This is a genomic window from Pseudomonas sp. SDI (assembly GCF_003105155.1).
GTDB lineage: Bacteria > Pseudomonadota > Gammaproteobacteria > Pseudomonadales > Pseudomonadaceae > Aquipseudomonas.
On sequence record NZ_QETK01000014.1, the window covers coordinates 62953 to 82219 of the forward strand.

A 19267-nucleotide genomic window follows, 5' to 3' on the forward strand; every position below is an offset into this window, starting at 1 on the left:
GCAGACTCCTATCAGGCGTTACCTGGCTCAGCGTCGCCGTGCTCTGCATCGGCTGCGCTTGGCAGACGGATCGGACGCACTGGGACAACGGTCGAGATAGCATGCTTATACACCATCTGGCTGACGGTGTTCTTCAGCAGGATCACGAACTGGTCGAAGGATTCGATCGTGCCTTGCAGCTTGATGCCGTTAACCAGATAAATCGAAACCCCAACTTTTTCTTTTCTCAAAGTATTCAAGTAAGGGTCTTGTAGCGAATGCCCTTTTGACATATGCCGCACTCCTGTAAGGATCAATAGTAAAAAACAAGAAACTGATGGCTAAAACCGCCCCACCCCAAGGATAGACGGCAATTGCAAGGACTCAGCCCAATATGGAGACCGTTCCAAGGTATTTCAAGGTGCGAGACAGATTGTCGCAAGCCAGGCTGTCCAACCAATGCAGGTCAGCCCAACTACGCAACCAGGTAAATTGCCGTTTCGCCAATTGGCGAGTGGCAATGATGCCGCGCTCCTGCATTTCCACTGAAGTCAGCTTGCCATCAAGGTGATCCCAAACCTGGCGATACCCGACTGCCCGTATAGACGGTAGCCCCGCATGCAAGTCACTTCTGGCCCGCAGCGATCGGACCTCATCTACGAAGCCCTGTTCCAGCATTTGCCCAAATCGTAGCGCAATACGTTCATGCAGGATGTGTCGATCCTGCGGAGCGATTGCCAGGCTGGCGACAGTATAGGGCAATTGTCCGGCGCCAGAAGCGCCTGCGTCGCTACTTTGGGCCGATTGACGCTGACGATGTGATGTCATCGTCAGGCCACTGACTCGGTAAACCTCCAGCGCCCGTACCAGCCGCTGCGGGTCATTGGGATGAATGCGTGCCGCCGACACCGGGTCTACCGCGGCCAACTGATCGTGCAAGGCCTGCCAGCCAAGGCTTGCGGCTTCGGCCTCAAGCTCGGCGCGCACGTGCGGATCGGCTGGCGGCATATCCGCCAGGCCTTCGAGCAGTGCTTTGTAATAAAGCATGGTGCCGCCGACCAGCAGCGGTATTTTGCCGCGGGCGGTGATGTCGGCCATCGCCTCCAGCGCATCGCGCCGAAAATCGGCAGCCGAATAGCTTTGCGCAGGGTCGAGGATGTCGATCAGGCGGTGCGGGTGCGCCGCGAGTATGTCCTTCGACGGTTTGGCAGTGCCGATGTCCATGCCACGATAGACCAGGGCCGAGTCGACGCTGATCAACTCGCACGGCAGCACCTTGGTCAGCTCGATGGCCAGGTCGGTCTTGCCCGCAGCCGTCGGCCCCATGAGAAATATTGCTGGAGGTTTCGAACCTGCCATATCAGCGACCGCGCAAGAACAGTTTGTCCAGATCGTCCAGGCCCATCTGGGTCCAGGTCGGTCGGCCATGGTTGCATTGACCACTACGCTCGGTGTTTTCCATGTCGCGCAGCAGACCGTTCATTTCCGCCAGGGCCAAACGCCGGTTGGCGCGCACCGCACCGTGGCATGCCATGGTCCCGAGCAGTTCGTTCAGGTGCGCCTGGATGCGGTCGCTGGTGCCGTATTCCATCAGGTCGGCGAGCACGTCCTGCACCAGGCGATTAGCCTCGGCCTGCTTGAGCAACGCCGGAATCTGCCGGATCGCCAGGCTTTCCGGGCCCAACCGCTGTAGCTCGAAGCCCAGCCGCTGGAACCACTCGGCATGCTCTTCAGCGCAATCGGCCTCGCGCTGGCTCAACGCCAGCGACTCCGGCACCAACAGTGGCTGGCCGCTCAGACCCTCGCTGGCCATGGCCACCTTGAGGCGTTCGTACATGATCCGCTCGTGGGCGGCGTGCATGTCGACCAGCACCAGCCCCTGGGCGTTCTCGGCGAGGATATAGATGCCTTTGAGCTGCGCCAGCGCGTAACCCAACGGCGGAATGTCGCCCTGCCCTGGCGGCAACGCACTCGGTGCAGCGTCCGGCAGCGGCGCGAAGAATTCACGGTAGGCGCTTTGCGCTTCGGCGACCGGCACCCCGGCATTTGGCCGCGGACTGTACTGGTACTGATAACCGCCGCCGCGGCTTTCGCCCGAAGACGGCTGATATGCGCTCGGCTGCGCCGGCTGCGGCTCCAGCAAGTTGGCGGCCAGGCGCATCTCGCCTTGCGGGCCGAACTCGCCGGCCTGCAGCCCGCTCGGCTTGGCCACGGCCTCGCCGGGGGCCGGTACGGCCAGGTGATCTTCCGGGCGCACATCGGCGAGGGCACGGTGCAGTGTGCCATACAGGAAGTCATGCACCATGCGCCCGTCACGGAAGCGCACTTCGTGCTTGGTCGGATGCACGTTGACGTCGACGCCGGTCGGGTCGACCTCAAGGAACAGCACGAACGTCGGGTGCCGGCCATTGAACAGCACGTCGCGATAAGCCTGGCGCACCGCATGGGCAACCAGCTTGTCGCGTACCGCACGGCCGTTGACGAAGAAATATTGCAGGTCAGCCTGACTGCGCGAGAAGGTCGGCAAACCAACCCAACCCCACAGGCGAAGGCCGTTGCGGTCGATCTCGATCGGCAGCGCCTGCTCCAGGAACCCGGCCCCGAGAATCGACGCCACCCGCCGCGCACGGGCGGTTTCGTCATGCGCCTCGTGCAGGCTGAGGATGCTCTTGCCGTTGTGCCGCAGGTGGAACGCCACATCGAAACGCGCCAGCGCCAGGCGCCGAATCACTTCCTGCAAGTGGTCGAATTCGGTTTTCTCGGTTTTGAGAAACTTGCGTCGCGCCGGGGTGTTGAAGAACAGGTCGCGCACTTCCACCGAGGTCCCGACCGGGTGCGCCGCCGGCTGAACCCGCGGGGCCATGTCCCGGCCTTCGGTTTCCACTTGCCAGGCCTGTTCGGCGCTGCGCGTACGCGAGGTCAGGGTCAGCCGGGCGACGGAGCTGATCGATGCCAGCGCCTCACCACGAAAGCCCAGGCTCATGACCTGCTCAAGGTCTTCGAGGTTGCGGATCTTGCTGGTGGCGTGCCGGGCCAGGGCCAGTGGCAGGTCGTCGGCATCGATGCCGCTGCCGTCGTCACGCACCCGCAGTAGTTTCACACCACCCTGCTCGACCTCGACGTCGATGCGCCGGGCACCGGAGTCCAGGCTGTTCTCCAGCAGCTCCTTGATCACCGAGGCCGGGCGCTCGACCACTTCACCGGCGGCAATCTGGTTGGCCAGCCGCGGGCTGAGCAGCTCGATACGGGCGCTGCTGCTCATTGCTGCGCCGCCAGGGCAGTCGACGGAATGTCCAACTGCTGGCCGACCTTGAGCTCGTCGGTTTTCAGGTTGTTGGTGCTACGTACACTGGCCACGCTGACCTGGTAACGCACGGCAATCATCGCCAGCGTCTCGCCCGGGCGCACGGTGTGCTCCCGCGGGCCCTGGGCGATCTTGCCACTGTCACGCAGCCAGGCGACATAGGTGCCCGGCGGCGGGTTTTGCTGGAAGAACTGCCGCACGCCGCTGTGAATCGAACGCGCCAGTGCCTGCTGGTGGCTCGCGGTGGCCAGCTTGGAGGCCTCGTTGGCGTTGGAGATGAACCCGGTTTCGACCAGGATCGACGGGATGTCCGGCGACTTCAGCACCATGAACCCCGCCTGCTCGACACGACGCTTGTGCAGCGAAGTAACCCGGCCAATGTTGCCCAGCACCTTTTGCCCGACGTTCAGACTGGAGCTCAGCGAAGCCGTCATCGACAGGTCGAGCAGCACCCCGGCGAGCATGCGGTCCTTGTCGTCGAGGCTGACGTTGCCGGCACCGCCGATCAGGTCGGAGCGGTTTTCACTGTCAGCCAGCCAGCGCGCGGTCTCCGAAGTCGCCCCGCGGTCGGACAAAGCGAACACCGAGGCACCGAAGGCCGCGGTCGACGGCGCGGCGTCGGCGTGAATCGAGATGAACAGGTCGGCGCCCTTCTTACGGGCGATCTCGGTACGTTTGCGCAGCGGAATGAAGTAGTCGCCGGTCCGCGTCAGTTCGGCGCGGAAGCCCTTCTCGGTGTTGATCTGGCGCTGCAGCTCCTTGGCGATCTGCAAGACGATGTCTTTTTCGTGCTGGCCGCGCGAGCCGGAGGCACCCGGGTCTTCGCCGCCGTGGCCGGCGTCGATGGCGATCACGATATCGCGCTTGCCATTCGGCACCGGGGTCAACTTGATCGCCGGCTGCGCCGGGGTTACCGGTACGGCCGGGGTGGTCGCGACCGGTGGCGTCGGGGCGGACGGCGCAGCGTCGGCTTCGCTGTCGAACAGGTCGACCACCAGGCGGTTGCCGTACTGGGCATTCGGCGCCAGGGTGAAGCTCTTGGGCGTCACCGACTTGCTCAGGTCGATCACCACACGCAGATCGGTTGGCGTGCGCTGCGCCGAGCGCACCGAGGTGATCGGCGTATTCGAGGTAGACACACTCAGCGGCGCCGCCAGGGTGGCGCCGTTGATGTCGATGACCAGGCGATCGGGGGCCGTGAGGGTGAAGACGCTATGCTGTACCGGCCCGGACAGGTCGAAAACCAGTCGCGTGTTATCCGGTGCCCGCCATAAACGTACGCTTTTGACTTGTGTGACAGCAAAAGCGTTAACGGTCACTGTTGTAAGAAGCAGTCCTACGACGGCAACCAGCGCGCGAATGCGCATACCTATCCCCATTTTCTATTTGAATTCCACAGCCAGAGCGGCACACCAGGCCTCGCCGCGTGAGCCCTGCGGCGACAGGTTCAGCGAACGACCGTCCGCCTGGGGGCTTATGGTAATGGTCAGGTCCGGCTTTGGCAAAACGCCCGCCCCTTTATCCGGCCATTCGAACAGGCACAAGGCATCACCGTCGAAGTAGTCGCGAATGCCCATGTATTCCAGTTCCTCCGGATCGACCAGCCGATAGAGGTCGAAATGGAAAGCGCGGACCTCACCGATCTCGTAGGGCTCAACCACCGTGAAAGTAGGACTTTTCACCGCGCCGGTATGCCCGAGTCCACGGATGATGCCCCGCGACAAGGTGGTTTTGCCGGCACCGAGGTCGCCTTCGAGAAAGATCACGCCGTGACCGCCGGTCGTCTGGGCGATACGCGCACCAAAATCGACCATGGCCTGCTCATCGGCCAAAAACAGGGTTACGCCTGACACGCTGAATGCTCCTCCAATAACTGTCGAATTGCCGGAATCAGATCGCTGGCCGCAAGCCCGCGACCATTGGCGCCTTGCCGTTCGCCGGCACAGGCATGCAGCCAGACACCCAGGCTCGCGGCGTCCCAGGCAGTCATGCCCTGGGCCAGCAGCGCACCGAGCACGCCGCCGAGCACATCGCCCAGGCCTGCACCGGCCATCGCCGGGTGTCCGCGCAGGCACTGCGCCAGTTGCCCGGCCGGGTCGGCGACCAGGGTACCGGCACCTTTGAGCACGCACACCGCGCCATACTTGCGCGCCAGCTTGCGCGCCGCCGCAGCACGGTCGACCTGCACCGCCTCTGTGGATACCCCTAGCAGGCGCGCCGCCTCTCCAGGGTGCGGGGTGATGATACTGCCACTGGGCAGCGGCAACGGTGCGCGTGCCAGCAGGTTGAGCGCATCGGCGTCCCACACTTGCGGGATGCCGGCGCTGGCCACGGCAGACAGCAGGCTGCGGCCCCACGCGGCCTGCCCCAGCCCCGGTCCGACCAGCAGCACCGAGGCGCGTTCAATCGGTGCCATCAGCTGGTTGGCCGAATGCACGCCGAGGCACATCGCCTCGGGCAGCCGCGCCAGGCACGCGGCAACGTGCTCGCTGCGGGTCGCCACCGACACCAGGCCGGCGCCGCAACGCAGCGCCGCCTCGCTGGCAAGCAGCACCGCACCGCCGGTGCCACGATCGCCGCCCACCACCAGCAGATGGCCGAACTGGCTCTTGTAGGCGTCGGCCGGGCGCGGCGCCAGCGGCGCAAGGATGACGCTGGTGAGCGTTTGCGGCTCATTTGCAGGGTGTTTGGTCTGAGGCATGGGTGTCCGGCTCCGATGTCTGGCAGAATTATACGCACCTGAGTCACCGTTGCCCTATCTCGCATGTCCGCTTCCCTCACCGATCTTCCCGCCCTCGCCCAATCGATCAAGGATTGGGGCCGTGAACTGGGCTTCGCGCACGTTGGCATTGCCGGCGTGGACCTGGCCGAACACGAAAAACACCTGGAGCGCTGGCTCGCGGCGGGCTATCACGGCGAAATGGACTACATGGGCGCCCACGGCAGCAAGCGCTCGCACCCGGACGAACTGGTGCCGGGCACCTTACGCGTGGTTTCGCTGCGCATGGACTACCTGCCGGGCGACACCCAGATGGCGCAGTTACTGGCGCAACCGGAAAAGGCCTACATCTCGCGCTATGCGCTGGGCCGCGACTATCACAAGCTGGTGCGCAAGCGCGTGCAGCACCTGGCCGAGCGCATCCAGAAGGAAATCGGCCCATTTGGCTTCCGCGCCTTTGTCGACAGCGCGCCAGTGCTGGAAAAAGCCATCGCCGAGCAGGCCGGGCTGGGCTGGATCGGCAAGAACACCCTGCTGCTCAATCGCAAGGCAGGCAGCTACTTCTTCCTCAGCGAACTGTTCGTCGACCTCCCGCTACCGGTGGACGAAGCCCAGGCCACCGAGCATTGCGGACGCTGTTCGGCGTGCCTCGACATCTGCCCGACCCAGGCCTTTGTCGGGCCCTATGTGCTGGATGCGCGGCGCTGCATTTCGTACCTGACCATCGAGCTGAAAAACGCGATCCCGGTGGAGTTGCGCTCAATGATCGGCAATCGGGTGTTCGGCTGCGACGATTGTCAGATCGTCTGCCCGTGGAACCGCTTCGCCAAGCCCACCGCCGAAGCCGACTTCAAGCCACGGCATGGCCTGGACAATGCCGGCCTGGCGGAACTGTTCCTGTGGGATGAGGAGCGCTTTCTGGCCAGCACCGAAGGCTCGCCACTGCGCCGGGCCGGGTATGAGCGCTGGTTGCGCAACCTGGCCGTGGGGCTGGGCAATGCGCCGTCGACGATTCCGGTACTAGAAGCGCTGGAGGCACGCCGGGAGTACCCGTCGGCGCTGGTGCGCGAGCATGTGGAGTGGGCGCTGCAGCAGCATGCCCTGAGGTCCGCAGCACCGGCATCGCGGGGCTAGCCCGCGTCCACCTTGGGCAGTCGGCGAGAGCAGGCAAGTCCCGCGATGAGGCCAGACCGGCCAGCATCACTGCTCGTCGTTGTACTGAAACTTCGGCATTTCCCAATGGAAACGGATCGCCAGCAAGCGCAGCAGGAAGCCGCCAAACAGCGTCAGCAGGATCGCCTGCTCACCCGGCACCTTGAAGTACACGCAGGCCAGATAGAACCACGCCGCCACGAACGATACGCTGGCATACAGCTCACGACGGAACACCAGCGGAATGTCGTTACAGAAGATATCCCGCAGGATGCCGCCGAACACCCCGGTAATCACCCCGCTGATCGATGCCACCAGCAGGCTATGGCCGAGCTCCAGCGCCGTCATGCAGCCAATCAGAGTAAACGCCACCAGGCCCAGCGCATCGAGCACCAGGAAGAACGAGCGCAAATGCCGCATCAACGGCGCGATAAAGATTGTCACCAACGCCGCGACACTGGTCAGTACCAGGTATTCCGGGTGTTTCACCCAGGTCAGCGGGTAATGCCCCAGCAGCACGTCGCGCACCGAACCACCGCCCAGGGCGGTGACACAGGCAATCAGCACCACGCCGAACCAGTCCATGCCGCGCCGGCCAGCCGATAACGCGCCAGTCATGGCTTCGGCAGTGATCGCAATAAGGTAGAGCATCAACAACATGGTGCAGATCCGTGCAAAGGGGCGCGCAGTCTAACCAGTTGCCTCGGGCACCAAAAGGGGGCAAGCCGGCGTTGGCACGCCGGCGCAGGCAGATCAGAACTTGATGAAATGCTCACGGTAGTGGCGCAACTCGGCAATCGACTCACGAATGTCGTCCAGCGCCAGGTGCGTGCCACCCTTCTTGAAACTGTCGCGCACCTCCGGCGCCCAGCGCGCGGCCAGTTCCTTGAGGGTCGAAACGTCGAGGTTGCGGTAATGGAAGTAGTTCTCCAGCCCGCGCATATGCCGGTACAGGAAACGCCGGTCCTGGCAGATGCTGTTGCCGCAGATCGGCGACTTGCCCTTCGGTACCCACGATTCCAGGAAGGCAATCGTTTGTGCTTCGGCTTCGGCCATGCTCACGCGGCTGTCGCGCACACGCTGGGTGAGGCCGGAGGCGCCGTGGGTGCGGGTGTTCCACTCGTCCATGCGGGCCAGCACCTCGTCGCTGTGGTGAATGGCAATCACCGGGCCCTCGGCCAGGGTGTTGAGGTCGCTGTCGGTGACGATGGTCGCCATCTCGATAATGACGTCGTTGTCCGGGTCCAGGCCGGTCATTTCCAGATCGATCCAGATCAGGTTCTGTGGGTTTTGCATGGTTGTGCTCCTCGGTAGGTGCGCAGTTTAGCCTAGTGGAGCGTGCTAAACTCGACGCCGTTTATTCATACGCTGCACACACACGAGACCTCCATGGCCAAACGCCAGCTCAACCGTCGCCAGAACTGGCGCATCGAAAAAATCCAGGGTGAACGCGCCGCTCGCGCCGCCAAACGTGAAGAACGCGCCTTGGAGGTGCTCGAAGGCGGTGACCTGGGCCCCGAACAGGTCGGCCTGGTGATTGCGCACTTTGGCGTGCAGGTAGAAGTCGAGGCGCAGGACGGCGACGACGCCGGCCAGGTGTTCCGTTGCCACCTGCGGGCCAACCTGCCGGCGCTGGTAACCGGCGACAAGGTGGTCTGGCGGGCTGGCAACCAGGGCATCGGCGTGATCGTCGCGCAACTGCCGCGCCACACCGAACTGTGCCGCCCGGACAGCCGCGGCCAGCTCAAGCCAGTGGCGGCCAACGTCGACCTGATCGTGATCGTCTTCGCCCCGGCGCCCGAGCCGCATGCCAACCTCATCGACCGCTACCTGGTAGCCGCCGAGCATGCCGGCATCCGCCCCCTGCTGCTGCTGAACAAGGCCGACCTGATCGACGAGCAGAACGCCCCGGCGCTCAATGCCCTGCTGGCGGTGTACCGTCAGTTGGGTTATCCGTTGCTGGAAGTGTCGGCGCACCATGGCGACGGCATGCTGCAGTTGCAAACCCAGCTCGACGGCCATATCAGCGTGTTCGTCGGTCAGTCCGGAGTGGGCAAGTCGTCGCTGGTCAACAGCCTGCTGCCGGACGTGCAAACCCGTGTCGGCGAACTGTCGGAGTGGTCCGGCCAGGGCCAACACACCACCACCACTGCACGTCTGTACCACTTCCCCGGTGGCGGCGAGCTGATCGACTCGCCGGGTATCCGCGAGTTCGGCCTGGGCCATGTCAGCCGCGCCGACGTCGAAGCCGGCTTCATCGAGTTCAACGAGTTGATCGGCACCTGCCGCTTCCGCGATTGCAAGCATGACCGCGAACCCGGCTGCGCCCTGCTCAAAGCGCTGGAAGATGGCCGCGTGCAGCAGCAGCGGATGAACAGCTACCGTTCGATCATCGCCAGCCTGCCGCAAGACAGCTACTAACGGCGGACGGTTCATGCACGGTCAACGTGCATGAACCGCATCCCGAGCCAATAATCTGTAGGAAATATCGCAAAGCATTGGAGGGCGCTTCTCTATTGCTTGCGCACCCTTGCCCACCTGACAAAACTCGCTGATGGTCAGCCTTTCACTTGCAAAGGATGCCCTGTGATGCCGGTCTTCATCAGCTATCGCCATACCGAACGCCTCTACGCCTTCATCCTCAACGAGCGCCTGCAACTGGAAGGTATCGATACCTGCCTGGAGCTGTTCGACGCCGAGGCTCATCAAACCACCAGCGATGTGTACGGGATCTTCCAGCACAACCTGACCTCATGCAGCCACATGATCGTCGTCCTTGGCGACGCCGCCAGCAACGACACCTGGTGGCTACCATTCGGTCTGGGCATGGCCAGCGCCCACAACCGGCGCATCGCGCTGTACCAGAGCACCGAGGTGCCGCCGCCCGAGTACCTGCAAAAGTGGCCTGTGCTCGGTTGCCGGGACCAGATCGACCTCTTCGTCGGCGCCTACCACGACGAAAAAACCTTCAGTGGGCTGGGCGGCGCCGAAGACCACATGGTCAGCGCCGACGTGTTCCATACCGACCTGAAAGCCCGTATCCGTCGCGGCTATTAGCCCCGGAAGAAGGTGTTAGGCCCGACGCCCACAAGGCATTCACAGGGACGTATCAGCGGGCTTGGACGACCGAGCGCGGGGCGCCACTAAACACCCCGTGCTTCTCCTCCACGGATATTTGTAGGCATTTTTACCTGTATAGGTAGGACTACTCCTGATTCATTTCGCCCTATTGTCGCAGCCCTTGTAATCATCAATTGTCTCCCTTCACTTCGCTTTCCTGAAGGGACACCCCATGAACACCTACCACCTGTTCATCAGCCACTCCTGGAACTACTCCGACAGCTACGACCGCCTGAACCAGTTGCTCAAGGCCCAGCCCTCGTTCAACTACCGGAATTTCCTGGTACCGCAGGACAACCCCATCCTCGACGCCGCCAACGACGCCCAGCTGGCACTGGCCATCGAGAACAAGATCCTGCGCTGTTCGGCCGTGCTGATCATGGCCGGGGTCTATGCCACCCACAGCCGTTGGATCAATCAGGAAATAGAGATCGCCCAGCGCCTGGGCAAGCCGATCATCGCGGTCAAGCCCTTTGGGGCCGAACGCATCAGCACGGTAGTGCGCAAGGCCGCCAATGCCGAATGCGCCTGGAACAGCGACAGCGTCATCGACGCCATTCGCCTGCACGCATGAAGCGCACCGCGGGCCGGGCCGCCTGAGATGTTGCTACGCACAATGCACAACGCCCGCCCGGATCGCTCCGGGCGGGCGTTGTGGTTAGCACCGTTACTGCTTGGGCTCATCCATCTTCAGCACGCCATCTTCAAAGATGTTCAGCTTCTGTCGCAGTTCTCGCGGCTGCATCGGCTCCGGCTCGACCGGGACAGCCGAGCCCGGCGCTGGCGTTGCGCCTGGCGCCGCCGGATCGGCGCTGCCGGCGTCGGGGCTGGCTGGCGTCTGCTCCTGCTCGCCTTCCAGCGCGCGCTGGGCTTTCTTGGTCAGCACAATGATGTCGATGCGACGGTTCACCGGGTTGAACGGGTTGGCCCGATCGAACAGCGACGACGAGGCATAACCGACCACCCGCGCCACCTGCGTGTCCGGGTAACCGCCCGCCACCAGCGCCCGACGCGCGGCGTTGGCACGGTTGGCCGAGAGCTCCCAGTTGCCGAAATCGCCAGTGCCGGCGTAAGGCTTGGCATCGGTGTGGCCACTGATGCTGATCTTGTTCGGCACCGCTTTGATGGTGTCGGCCATGGCCAGCAGAATGTCCTCGAAATACGGCTGCAGGCGCGCACTGCCGATGTCGAACATCGGGCGGTTCTCGGCGTCCATGATCTGGATGCGCAGGCCGTCCTGGGTAATCTCGAAGAGAATCTGATCCTTGAACTTCTGCAGTTGCGGGTTTTCTTCGACCTTGTTCTGCAATTCCTGCAGCAACAGCTCCAGACGTTCGCGCTCTACCTGTTCGGCCATGTTCTCCACCGCATCCTGGCTCAGCGGGATGCTGGTGTCAGGGGTCGGCTCGGACTTCTCTTCCGGGTTGATGGTTTTTTCCGGTGCCAGCTGTGGCGAACCACCGAGGTCGATGATGAACGGCGTGCCACTCTCGCTGAAGCCGATCGGGTCCTTGAAGTAACCGGCGATGGCGATCTTCTGCTCAGGCGTGGCGGTCGACAGCAGCCACAGCACCAGGAAGAACGCCATCATCGCCGTGGCAAAGTCGGCGAAGGCAATCTTCCAGGCGCCACCGTGGTGGCCGTCGCCATAGCGCTTGATGCGCTTGACGATAATGGGCTGATTGTTCTCCATGGCTTAGCGACCGCGGACCGCTTGTTCCAGCTCGGCGAAGCTCGGACGGTGCGCTGGGTAAAGCACCTTGCGACCGAATTCCACCGCCAGCGACGGCGGCATGCCCGAGGCCGAAGCCACCAGCGAAGCCTTGATTGCCTCGTAGACGTTCAGCTCTTCCTTGGCGTCGTGACGCAGCGAGTTGGCCAGTGGGCCGAAGAAGCCGTAGGCCGCGAGAATACCGAAGAAGGTACCGACCAGCGCCGCCCCCACGTGCAGGCCGATGGACTTCTGGTCGCCATCGCCGAGCGAGGCCATGGTCACCACGATACCCAGTACCGCCGCGACGATACCGAAACCGGGCATACCGTCAGCAATACCGTTCACCGCGTGGGACGGGTGCTCCAGCTCTTCCTTCAGGCTCAGCAGCTCCATGTCGAACAGGCCCTCGAGCTCGTGCGGCGCCATGTTGCCGGTGGACATGATGCGCAGGTAGTCACAGATGAACGCGGTCATGCGCTCGTCCTTGAGGACCGCCGGGTACTTGGCAAAAATCGGGCTGGCCGCGGCGTCTTCGATGTCGCCTTCGATGGCCATCATGCCTTCGCGGCGGCTCTTGTTCAGAATCTCGTAGACCAGGCCCAGCACCTCTATATAGAAGGTGTGCGTGAAGCGGGTGCTGAACATGCTCAGCGACTTCTTGATTACATGCATGGTCATGTAACCAGGGTTGGCCTGGAGGAATGCACCGAACGCCGCGCCACCGATGATCAGCACTTCGAAAGGCTGAATCAGTGCAGCGATCTTGCCGTGAGAAAGCACATATCCGCCAAGCACGCTCGCGAATACGACGATGATGCCGATAATTTTAGCCATAGATAGAAAGCACTTACAGTCGTGGTCAGGGTCGGGGGCGGAAGTTCGTAAAACTCTTCTTCTACTTATCGGCAGAACTGCGCCAGACTATAGCCAGTCAAGGCGAAAAGCCAGTTCGGCCATTTTCCAGCATGCCTAGTGAAACCATCGTGCCAACTCACACTCCAAAGACACTCGACGCCTGGGTCAAGCTACTGGACGGCGTGCAATTGCCGGTACCAGCGGACAGCCACGAACGGGTAAAAACGGCGATCGGCGACAGTCGCCGCTCCCTTCGCGACATCGCCGAACTGATGCAGGATAGTCCAGCACTGGTCCTCAGCGTGATGCGCGAAGCCAACCGGCATACCCACGAAAGTATCTCGGCACCGGCCGAAAGCCTTGAAATCGCACTCAACCGCCTCGGTCTGAAACGGGCCGAAGAATTGTTGCAACGTTTGCCAACGCTGCCCACCGAGCAGATCCCGCCGACCCTGCGCCACCTGCAGATGATCAGCCAGCACGCCTGCCAGCAGGCCAGCGGGTTGTTTGCCAGCCGCCTGGCGCGCCTCTGGCAGGAGATCCATTGGGGCAGCCTGCTGTTCTTCGCGCCGCTCTGGCCGCTGGCGCTGACCCATCCCAAGCTGCTTGAGGAATGGGAGCTACGTGTAGTGCACAAGGGCGAACCGGCCCCGCGGGTCGAGCGTGAGCTGTTTGGCGTGCGCCTGCTCAGCCTATGCCAGACCCTCGCCGAGTTCTGGCGCCTGCCGGCCTGGGTCACCCAGGGCTATCACCTGCTGCAGGGCGAGCGGCGCTCGCTGGTGAAGGTGATGCACATCGCCCGCGACCACAGCAGCCCGCTGCGCCAACAGCAACGCCTGGACGACGACCCGCCACTGAGCCGCTGGCTCAACCAGCCGGCCAATACCGTACTGCTGGCCAACGGCCTGGCGCTGGCCGCGCAGCAGGCCTGGAACTGCCCACATATCCTGCGCTGGCAGCAGCTCACCAGCCTGTACCTGCAAGTAGCGCTGGAGGACGTCCAGCACATGGTCCACCAGCAGGCGGCGATCAGCGCCCGCAAACACGCCGGTCCGGGCCTGTTCCACCCGGCCGAGATGCTGATCTGGCCGTGGGACGCGCACTACGTGCCACGCGGCATGCGCGCGCCAGCGGCGCCCACCCCGGAGGCGCTCGGCCAATGGCGCGCGCACTGTGCCGAGCTGCTCAAGGAGCCGAGCCCGTTCACCAATGCCATGCACCTGACCGGCAAGGCCTTCGACGCCTTCAAGGCCTGCGGCATGCGCCGGGTACTGATGCTGACGCCGGAAAAGGAGCACAGCCTGTTGCGCGTGCACCACCAAGCCGGCCTGGCCAGCGATATCAGCAGCCTCACCGTGGCGGTCAACCAGAGCAAACTGCTACAGCGCCTGCTCACCCAGTCGGCGCAACTGCGCCTGACCCCGGAGAACTACGCCCAGTTCGCGGCCCTGCTGCCGGCCAGCCTGCGCACCCTGTTCCGTGGCGACAACCTGCTGCTGCGCTCGCTGGCAAGCAATGGCCGGGTGGTCATGCTGATCCTCGCCGACCAGGGCGGCGGACCGTTCTCCGATGTCAGCGTGCAGGCCTTCGGCAAAACCGCGCAATGCATCGAGCGCGCCCTGACCGCCTTCGGCAACCGCAGCGCCTGACCCATGCGCTACAATCGCTCACTCTGTTCCGTCCTGGAGACACTGGATGACTGACTTTTCTGGCCTGCCCCTGGTGATCGAACCCGCCGACCTGCAGGCCCGCCTCGATGCGCCGGAGCTGATCCTGGTCGACCTGACCAGTGTCGAACGCTACGGCAGCGGGCACATTCCCGGTGCCCGTTTCGTCGACCCCAAGCGCACCCAGCTCGGCCAGCCGCCGGCGCCGGGGCTGCTGCCGGCCAAGGTCGAGCTGGAAAAGCTGTTCGCCGAGCTCGGGCACAACCCCGATGCGGTGTACGTGGTGTACGACGATGAGGGCGGTAGCTGGTCCGGCCGTTTCATCTGGCTGCTCGACGTCATCGGTCACAGCCGCTATCACTACCTCAATGGCGGCCTGCAAGCCTGGCCGGCCAGCGTGTTGAGCACTGACGTGCCGTCGAGCCGCGCGACCCCGGTCAACCTGCGCCTGCATGCCGAGCCTACCGCTACCCTCGAATACCTGCAAAGCCGCCTCGGGGCGGACGACCTGGTGATCTGGGATGCCCGCAGCCCGGCCGAATACCGTGGCGAAAAAGTGCTGTCCGCCCGTGGCGGACACATTCCGGGTGCGGTCAACTTCGAGTGGACCAAGGCCCTGGACCTGAACGACAAGCAGCGCATCCGCGCCGACGTTCTCAAGGACCTCGAAGCCCTGGGCATCACCAAGGACAAGGAAGTGGTCACCCACTGCCAGACACATCGCCGCTCCGGCTTGACCTACCTGGTGGCCAAGCAATTGGGCTACCCACGGGTCAAAGCCTATGCCGGCTCCTGGAGCGAATGGGGCAATCACCCGCATACGCCCGTAGACGTTTGACGTTAAGGAAACCCAATGAAATCCCGCTTGTTCATCATCAGCCAGTACCTGCTGCCGCATCACCTGCTCTCGCGCCTGGCCGGCTGCATTGCCGAGTGCCGTGTGCGCTGGTTCAAGAACGCCTTCACTGCCTGGTTCGCCAAACGCTACCAGGTCGACATGTCGCAGGCGCTGGTCGAAGACCTCAGCGCCTATGAACACTTCAACGCCTTCTTCACCCGTGCCCTGAAACCCGGCGCGCGCCCGCTGGACGACACCCCGGGGGCGATCCTCTGCCCAGCCGACGGCGCCGTCAGCCAGCTGGGACCGATCGAACACGGGCGGATCTTCCAGGCCAAGGGTCACAGCTTCAGCACCGTCGAGCTGCTCGGCGGCGACCCGGTCAATGCCGCGCCGTTCATGGGCGGCGAGTTCGCCACCATCTACCTGTCGCCGAAAGACTACCACCGTGTGCATATGCCACTGGCCGGCACCCTGCGCGAAATGATCTACGTACCGGGCCGGCTGTTCTCGGTGAACCAGACCACCGCCGAAAACGTCCCGGAGCTGTTCGCCCGTAACGAGCGCGTGGTGTGCCTGTTCGACACCGAACGTGGACCGATGGCCGTGGTGCTGGTGGGCGCAATGATTGTGGCGTCGATCGAAACCGTCTGGGCTGGCCTGGTGACGCCGCCGAAACGCGAACTGAAAACCTTCCGCTACGACGAAGCCGCCCGCGCGCCGATCCACCTGGAAAAAGGTGCCGAGCTGGGTCGCTTCAAGCTGGGTTCGACGGCCGTGGTGCTGTTTGGCCCGGAACAGGTCAAGTGGGCCGAATCGCTCGGCGCCGGCTCCGCAGTCAACATGGGTCAGTTGCTGGCCACGCCTGCGCAGGCCTGATATCCGCGTAGCAAACCGCCCCGGCTAGCACGGGGCGGCTCTTTAGCCTCGGCGCTGGCGCCTACTGCAGAACGGCTAGGTCCATGCGCAATCAGGCACGACCTTCGCGATCACGCATGCCAAGCAAGTACAGCACTCCGTCCAGGCCAAGGGTGGAGATCGCCTGCTTGGCTGATTGGCGCACCAGCGGCTTCGCGCGGAAGGCCACGCCCAAACCGGCGATGGCCAGCATCGGCAGGTCGTTGGCGCCATCGCCGACGGCAATCGTCTGTTCCATCTGCAAGCCCTCGCGCTGGGCCAGTTCGGTCAGCAAGTCGGCTTTGCGCTGGGCATCGACAATCGGCTCGATGGCCGCGCCGGTGACCTTGCCATCGACCACTTCCAGTTCGTTGGCGAACACGTAGTCGATGCCGAGCTTGGCTTGCAGCTGCTTGGCGAAGTACGTGAAACCGCCGGAAAGAATGGCGGTCTTGTAGCCCAGGCGCTTGAGCTCGGCGAACAGGTTCTCGGTACCTTCGGTCAGGCGTAGCGAGGCGCCGATCTCGTCGAGCACACCCACGTCCAGGCCTTTGAGCAGGGCCAGGCGCTCCTTGAAGCTGGCGCGGAAGTCCAGCTCGCCACGCATGGCACGCTCGGTAATGGCGGAAACCTGCTCGCCGACCCCGGCAGCCTTGGCCAGTTCGTCGATCACTTCGGCTTCGATCAGCGTCGAGTCCATATCGAACACCGCCAGGCGGCGGTTGCGGCGGAACAGCGAGTCCTGCTGGAAGGCGATATCGACGTTCAGTTCCTGCGACAGGTTGAGGAACGCGGCGCGCAGGGCCAGTGCGTTGCTCGGCTCACCGCGTACCGACAGCTCGACGCAGGCCTTGCTATTGTCATCGGCGGCGCCCAGGGCAACGCGACCCGACAGGCGGTCGATATGGTCGATGTTCAGGCCATGTTCGGTGGTGATGCTGCTGAGCCGCTGCAACTGCTCGGCGGTAATCTTGCGGCTGAGCAGAGTAACGATGTGGCGATCCTTGCCCTGGCCGTCGACCCAGCGCTGATAGTCGGCCTCGGAAACCGGCGTAAAGCGCACCTGCAGGCCCAGTTGGTGGCCGCTGAACAGCAGATCCTTGAGCACCGTCGACGGCTGCTGGCTGGCTGGCACTTCGAGCAGGATGCCGCACGAAACGGTGTTGTGAATCACCGACTGGCCGATGTCGAGGATGTTCACACCGCCTTGGGCGAGGACGCCGGTGATGGCCGAGGTAAGACCTGGACGGTCCTCACCGGTGATGTTGATCAGGACAATTTCGCGCAAGACGGGCTCCGACTGGTTGAAAAAAAGCGCATTCTACCGACTTTCGCAGACCATCGGGCGCAGTCGATGCTTTGCCGGTCCATGACCGCTCGCTATACTGCGCAGCAACTTCTCCGACATAAAGAGCCGCGCTCTGTGAACCGGCCCACGCCCGTTAAAACCGACAACTTCTTTCTGCTGATCTTCCGTGCCCTGCGCCAGCGTCGTATCCCCCTGGCATTGCGGATTGCCTGTCACAACGTGTTCCTGGTCGCGCTGGCCCTGGTGATCTACGCCTGTGTGATGGGCTTGCAGTTCAAGCAGGCCATGCATGAGCAGGCGGACGCCCTCGGGCAAAGCCTGACCACTCAGACCGCGACCTCGGCCACCGAGCTGCTGGTGTCCAACGACATCCTCAGCCTCAACGTGTTGCTGGGCAACCTGGTGAAGAACCCGCTGGTGGCTCATGCGGCGATCTACAGCGTCGACAACCGGATCCTCGCCGAGGCCGGGCAACGCCCGAAAAACAGCCTGCTGGGCGAAGTCGAAGGCCTGTACCAGACCAAGATCACCTTCCAGGACGTGACCGCCGGGCAACTGCGCATCAGCCTGGACATGAGCCAGTTCCAGCAGCCGCTGACCATCAGCCTGCAGAGCATGGGCATTCTGGCCGCGATCCTGCTGGCCCTGGCCCTGGCCTTGAGCCTGCGCCTGGGTCGCTTCATCTCCACACCGCTGCTGCAATTGCGCGTGTGGCTGCGCGAGTTGGACGAGTACACCCCAGCCACCGAGCGCCAGGACGAGATCGGCGACCTGGCCCGGCAGCTGCATGCGCGCTTCGCTCCGCCGCCGCGGGAAGTCGAGCCGGAGCCTGAGGTCGAGGACGACGAACAGGAGCCAGCGTTCCAGGTGCGCAACCTGCGCGACCCGAGCTTTGACGAGGCGTCGGCACTGGCCAAGGCGCCGGTACGCACGCTGACGGCAACGGAAGATGAAGACGACGAGGCCTTTGCCGACCTGCGCGACGACAGCGATGCGCAGCCGGCCAAACCGCTGGTGGCCGTACCGCGCCAGCCGACCGCCAGTGCAGTGCTGGCAGTGCAGCTCGGCTCGCAGGAGCAATTGCGCCGCTTGCCGCGCGCGCGCCTGACCGAGTTGCTGGAGCGTTATCGCGACTGCCTGGACCAGGCAGCCTCGCTGTATGAAAGCGAAGTACACACACTGAACGATGGCAGCACCCTGCTGTTGTTCCACAGTGCCGACAGCGGCGAGGACTACCTCACCAACGCCATCTGCTGCGGCGAGCTGTTGCGGGCGCTGGGGCACGCCTTGCAGGTAGAAGTGGCCGACAGCGGCATTACCCTGCAGCTGCAACTGGGCCTGGCGCTGGGCGAAGACCTCAACGGCCTGAGCCAGATCGATCTGCTGCTGACCGAGAAGGCGCAGGACGCCCTGGCCCTGTCGCAGCACAGCCGCAACCTGCTGCTGGTGGAACGCAAGGTCAGCGACGATGTGCTAATTCGCCAGCGCGCACGGATCCGCCCGATTGCCAGCCCCGAAGGCGCTTGCTGCGTGGAACGACTGATGGAGCCCTATCCGTCGATGCTGGAGCGCCAACTGGCGCGAATGCACGAGCGACAGGTCAAAGGCTGACTGACAGAAAGCCCTCAGCGATGCGGGCTTTTTTGTGGCTGCCGGCCAGACTGGGCGGGTCTTATCACCGACTACCGAAAACAAACAGCGCCCATAAAAAAG

Annotated in this window: 19 protein-coding genes; 8 read left to right on the forward strand and 11 right to left on the reverse strand. The window is 63.6% G+C overall.

The window, feature by feature from the left end:
* Positions 1-11 precede the first annotated feature (11 nt).
* The 6 genes from hfq to DCO48_RS11500 all read right to left on the reverse strand — a co-directional run bounded on the left by hfq (position 12) and on the right by DCO48_RS11500 (position 5984).
* The gene (hfq, locus tag DCO48_RS11475; RefSeq protein WP_065758756.1) at positions 12-272 is read right to left on the reverse strand and encodes an RNA chaperone Hfq; all 261 of its coding nucleotides are present in this window, start codon (positions 270-272) and stop codon (positions 12-14) included.
* Between the two features lie 91 nt (positions 273-363).
* On the reverse strand, positions 364-1338 hold the full coding sequence (gene miaA / locus DCO48_RS11480; protein ID WP_116550725.1) for a tRNA (adenosine(37)-N6)-dimethylallyltransferase MiaA: 975 nt from the start codon (positions 1336-1338) through the stop codon (positions 364-366).
* Between the two features lies 1 nt (position 1339).
* Positions 1340-3241, reverse strand: coding sequence for a DNA mismatch repair endonuclease MutL (mutL, locus tag DCO48_RS11485; RefSeq protein WP_116550726.1), 1902 nt, complete (start codon positions 3239-3241; stop codon positions 1340-1342).
* Positions 3238-4662, reverse strand: coding sequence for an N-acetylmuramoyl-L-alanine amidase (locus DCO48_RS11490; RefSeq protein WP_218276123.1), 1425 nt, complete (start codon positions 4660-4662; stop codon positions 3238-3240). The genes mutL and DCO48_RS11490 overlap by 4 nt, the downstream gene beginning before the upstream one ends.
* A gap of 3 nt (positions 4663-4665) precedes the next feature.
* On the reverse strand, positions 4666-5136 hold the full coding sequence (tsaE, locus tag DCO48_RS11495; protein ID WP_116550728.1) for a tRNA (adenosine(37)-N6)-threonylcarbamoyltransferase complex ATPase subunit type 1 TsaE: 471 nt from the start codon (positions 5134-5136) through the stop codon (positions 4666-4668).
* Positions 5124-5984: an NAD(P)H-hydrate dehydratase gene (locus DCO48_RS11500; RefSeq protein ID WP_116550729.1), complete on the reverse strand. Its 861-nt coding sequence runs from the start codon at positions 5982-5984 to the stop codon at positions 5124-5126. The genes tsaE and DCO48_RS11500 overlap by 13 nt, the downstream gene beginning before the upstream one ends.
* A gap of 63 nt (positions 5985-6047) precedes the next feature.
* On the opposite strand from DCO48_RS11500, the gene queG reads away from it, so the two are divergent.
* Positions 6048-7136: a tRNA epoxyqueuosine(34) reductase QueG gene (gene queG, locus DCO48_RS11505; protein ID WP_116550730.1), complete on the forward strand. Its 1089-nt coding sequence runs from the start codon at positions 6048-6050 to the stop codon at positions 7134-7136.
* Between the two features lie 66 nt (positions 7137-7202).
* Here the strand turns inward: queG and DCO48_RS11510 are convergent, their stop codons facing one another.
* A complete protein-coding gene (locus DCO48_RS11510) occupies positions 7203-7814 on the reverse strand; it encodes a trimeric intracellular cation channel family protein (RefSeq protein ID WP_116550731.1) in 612 nt (203 codons plus the stop codon).
* Between the two features lie 93 nt (positions 7815-7907).
* On the reverse strand, positions 7908-8450 hold the full coding sequence (gene orn, locus DCO48_RS11515) for an oligoribonuclease (RefSeq protein WP_116550732.1): 543 nt from the start codon (positions 8448-8450) through the stop codon (positions 7908-7910).
* 93 nt (positions 8451-8543) lie between these two features.
* Between orn and rsgA the strand changes: the two genes are divergently transcribed.
* The 3 genes from rsgA to DCO48_RS11530 all read left to right on the forward strand — a co-directional run bounded on the left by rsgA (position 8544) and on the right by DCO48_RS11530 (position 10848).
* Positions 8544-9575 (forward strand): small ribosomal subunit biogenesis GTPase RsgA, encoded by a 1032-nt coding sequence (rsgA, locus tag DCO48_RS11520; RefSeq protein ID WP_116550733.1) that lies wholly within the window; start codon positions 8544-8546, stop codon positions 9573-9575.
* Positions 9576-9743: 168 nt separating this feature from the next.
* The gene (locus DCO48_RS11525) at positions 9744-10211 is read left to right on the forward strand and encodes a toll/interleukin-1 receptor domain-containing protein (protein ID WP_116550734.1); all 468 of its coding nucleotides are present in this window, start codon (positions 9744-9746) and stop codon (positions 10209-10211) included.
* A gap of 235 nt (positions 10212-10446) precedes the next feature.
* Positions 10447-10848 (forward strand): TIR domain-containing protein, encoded by a 402-nt coding sequence (locus DCO48_RS11530; protein WP_116550735.1) that lies wholly within the window; start codon positions 10447-10449, stop codon positions 10846-10848.
* Between the two features lie 93 nt (positions 10849-10941).
* On the opposite strand, the gene motB is transcribed toward DCO48_RS11530, so the two are convergent.
* Positions 10942-11967: a flagellar motor protein MotB gene (gene motB / locus DCO48_RS11535; RefSeq protein WP_116550736.1), complete on the reverse strand. Its 1026-nt coding sequence runs from the start codon at positions 11965-11967 to the stop codon at positions 10942-10944.
* A 3-nt stretch (positions 11968-11970) separates the two neighbouring features.
* Positions 11971-12822 (reverse strand): flagellar motor stator protein MotA, encoded by an 852-nt coding sequence (gene motA / locus DCO48_RS11540; RefSeq protein ID WP_116550737.1) that lies wholly within the window; start codon positions 12820-12822, stop codon positions 11971-11973.
* A gap of 131 nt (positions 12823-12953) precedes the next feature.
* On the opposite strand from motA, the gene DCO48_RS11545 reads away from it, so the two are divergent.
* Genes DCO48_RS11545 through asd form a run of 3 tightly spaced genes read left to right on the forward strand, consistent with a single transcriptional unit; the run spans position 12954 to position 16227 of the window.
* Positions 12954-14492, forward strand: a complete 1539-nt coding sequence (locus DCO48_RS11545) for an HDOD domain-containing protein (protein ID WP_116550738.1) — start codon at positions 12954-12956, stop codon at positions 14490-14492.
* Between the two features lie 46 nt (positions 14493-14538).
* Positions 14539-15348 carry a rhodanese-like domain-containing protein gene (locus DCO48_RS11550; protein WP_116550739.1) on the forward strand — a complete coding sequence of 270 codons (810 nt, stop codon included), beginning with the start codon at positions 14539-14541 and terminating at the stop codon, positions 15346-15348.
* A gap of 15 nt (positions 15349-15363) precedes the next feature.
* A complete protein-coding gene (gene asd / locus DCO48_RS11555; protein ID WP_116550740.1) occupies positions 15364-16227 on the forward strand; it encodes an archaetidylserine decarboxylase in 864 nt (287 codons plus the stop codon).
* A 91-nt stretch (positions 16228-16318) separates the two neighbouring features.
* Here asd and serB read toward each other — a convergent pair whose 3' ends face one another.
* Positions 16319-17533, reverse strand: coding sequence for a phosphoserine phosphatase SerB (gene serB / locus DCO48_RS11560; RefSeq protein ID WP_116550741.1), 1215 nt, complete (start codon positions 17531-17533; stop codon positions 16319-16321).
* 135 nt (positions 17534-17668) lie between these two features.
* Here serB and DCO48_RS11565 point away from each other — a divergent pair, with 135 nt between their 5' ends.
* Positions 17669-19165: a HAMP domain-containing protein gene (locus DCO48_RS11565; protein ID WP_116550742.1), complete on the forward strand. Its 1497-nt coding sequence runs from the start codon at positions 17669-17671 to the stop codon at positions 19163-19165.
* Positions 19166-19267 lie beyond the last annotated feature (102 nt).

Excerpts from the sequence above, each read along its gene's own strand:
- hfq (WP_065758756.1), bottom strand. The coding sequence starts at position 272 with ATGTCAAAAGGGCATTCGCTACAAGACCCTTACTTGAATACTTTGAGA.
- miaA (WP_116550725.1), bottom strand. The coding sequence starts at position 1,338 with ATGGCAGGTTCGAAACCTCCAGCAATATTTCTCATGGGGCCGACGGCT.
- mutL (WP_116550726.1), bottom strand. The coding sequence starts at position 3,241 with ATGAGCAGCAGCGCCCGTATCGAGCTGCTCAGCCCGCGGCTGGCCAAC.
- DCO48_RS11490 (WP_218276123.1), bottom strand. The coding sequence starts at position 4,662 with ATGGGGATAGGTATGCGCATTCGCGCGCTGGTTGCCGTCGTAGGACTG.
- DCO48_RS11500 (WP_116550729.1), bottom strand. The coding sequence starts at position 5,984 with ATGCCTCAGACCAAACACCCTGCAAATGAGCCGCAAACGCTCACCAGC.
- queG (WP_116550730.1), top strand. The coding sequence starts at position 6,048 with ATGTCCGCTTCCCTCACCGATCTTCCCGCCCTCGCCCAATCGATCAAG.
- DCO48_RS11510 (WP_116550731.1), bottom strand. The coding sequence starts at position 7,814 with ATGTTGTTGATGCTCTACCTTATTGCGATCACTGCCGAAGCCATGACT.
- orn (WP_116550732.1), bottom strand. The coding sequence starts at position 8,450 with ATGCAAAACCCACAGAACCTGATCTGGATCGATCTGGAAATGACCGGC.
- rsgA (WP_116550733.1), top strand. The coding sequence starts at position 8,544 with ATGGCCAAACGCCAGCTCAACCGTCGCCAGAACTGGCGCATCGAAAAA.
- DCO48_RS11525 (WP_116550734.1), top strand. The coding sequence starts at position 9,744 with ATGCCGGTCTTCATCAGCTATCGCCATACCGAACGCCTCTACGCCTTC.
- DCO48_RS11530 (WP_116550735.1), top strand. The coding sequence starts at position 10,447 with ATGAACACCTACCACCTGTTCATCAGCCACTCCTGGAACTACTCCGAC.
- motB (WP_116550736.1), bottom strand. The coding sequence starts at position 11,967 with ATGGAGAACAATCAGCCCATTATCGTCAAGCGCATCAAGCGCTATGGC.
- motA (WP_116550737.1), bottom strand. The coding sequence starts at position 12,822 with ATGGCTAAAATTATCGGCATCATCGTCGTATTCGCGAGCGTGCTTGGC.
- DCO48_RS11545 (WP_116550738.1), top strand. The coding sequence starts at position 12,954 with ATGCCTAGTGAAACCATCGTGCCAACTCACACTCCAAAGACACTCGAC.
- DCO48_RS11550 (WP_116550739.1), top strand. The coding sequence starts at position 14,539 with ATGACTGACTTTTCTGGCCTGCCCCTGGTGATCGAACCCGCCGACCTG.
- asd (WP_116550740.1), top strand. The coding sequence starts at position 15,364 with ATGAAATCCCGCTTGTTCATCATCAGCCAGTACCTGCTGCCGCATCAC.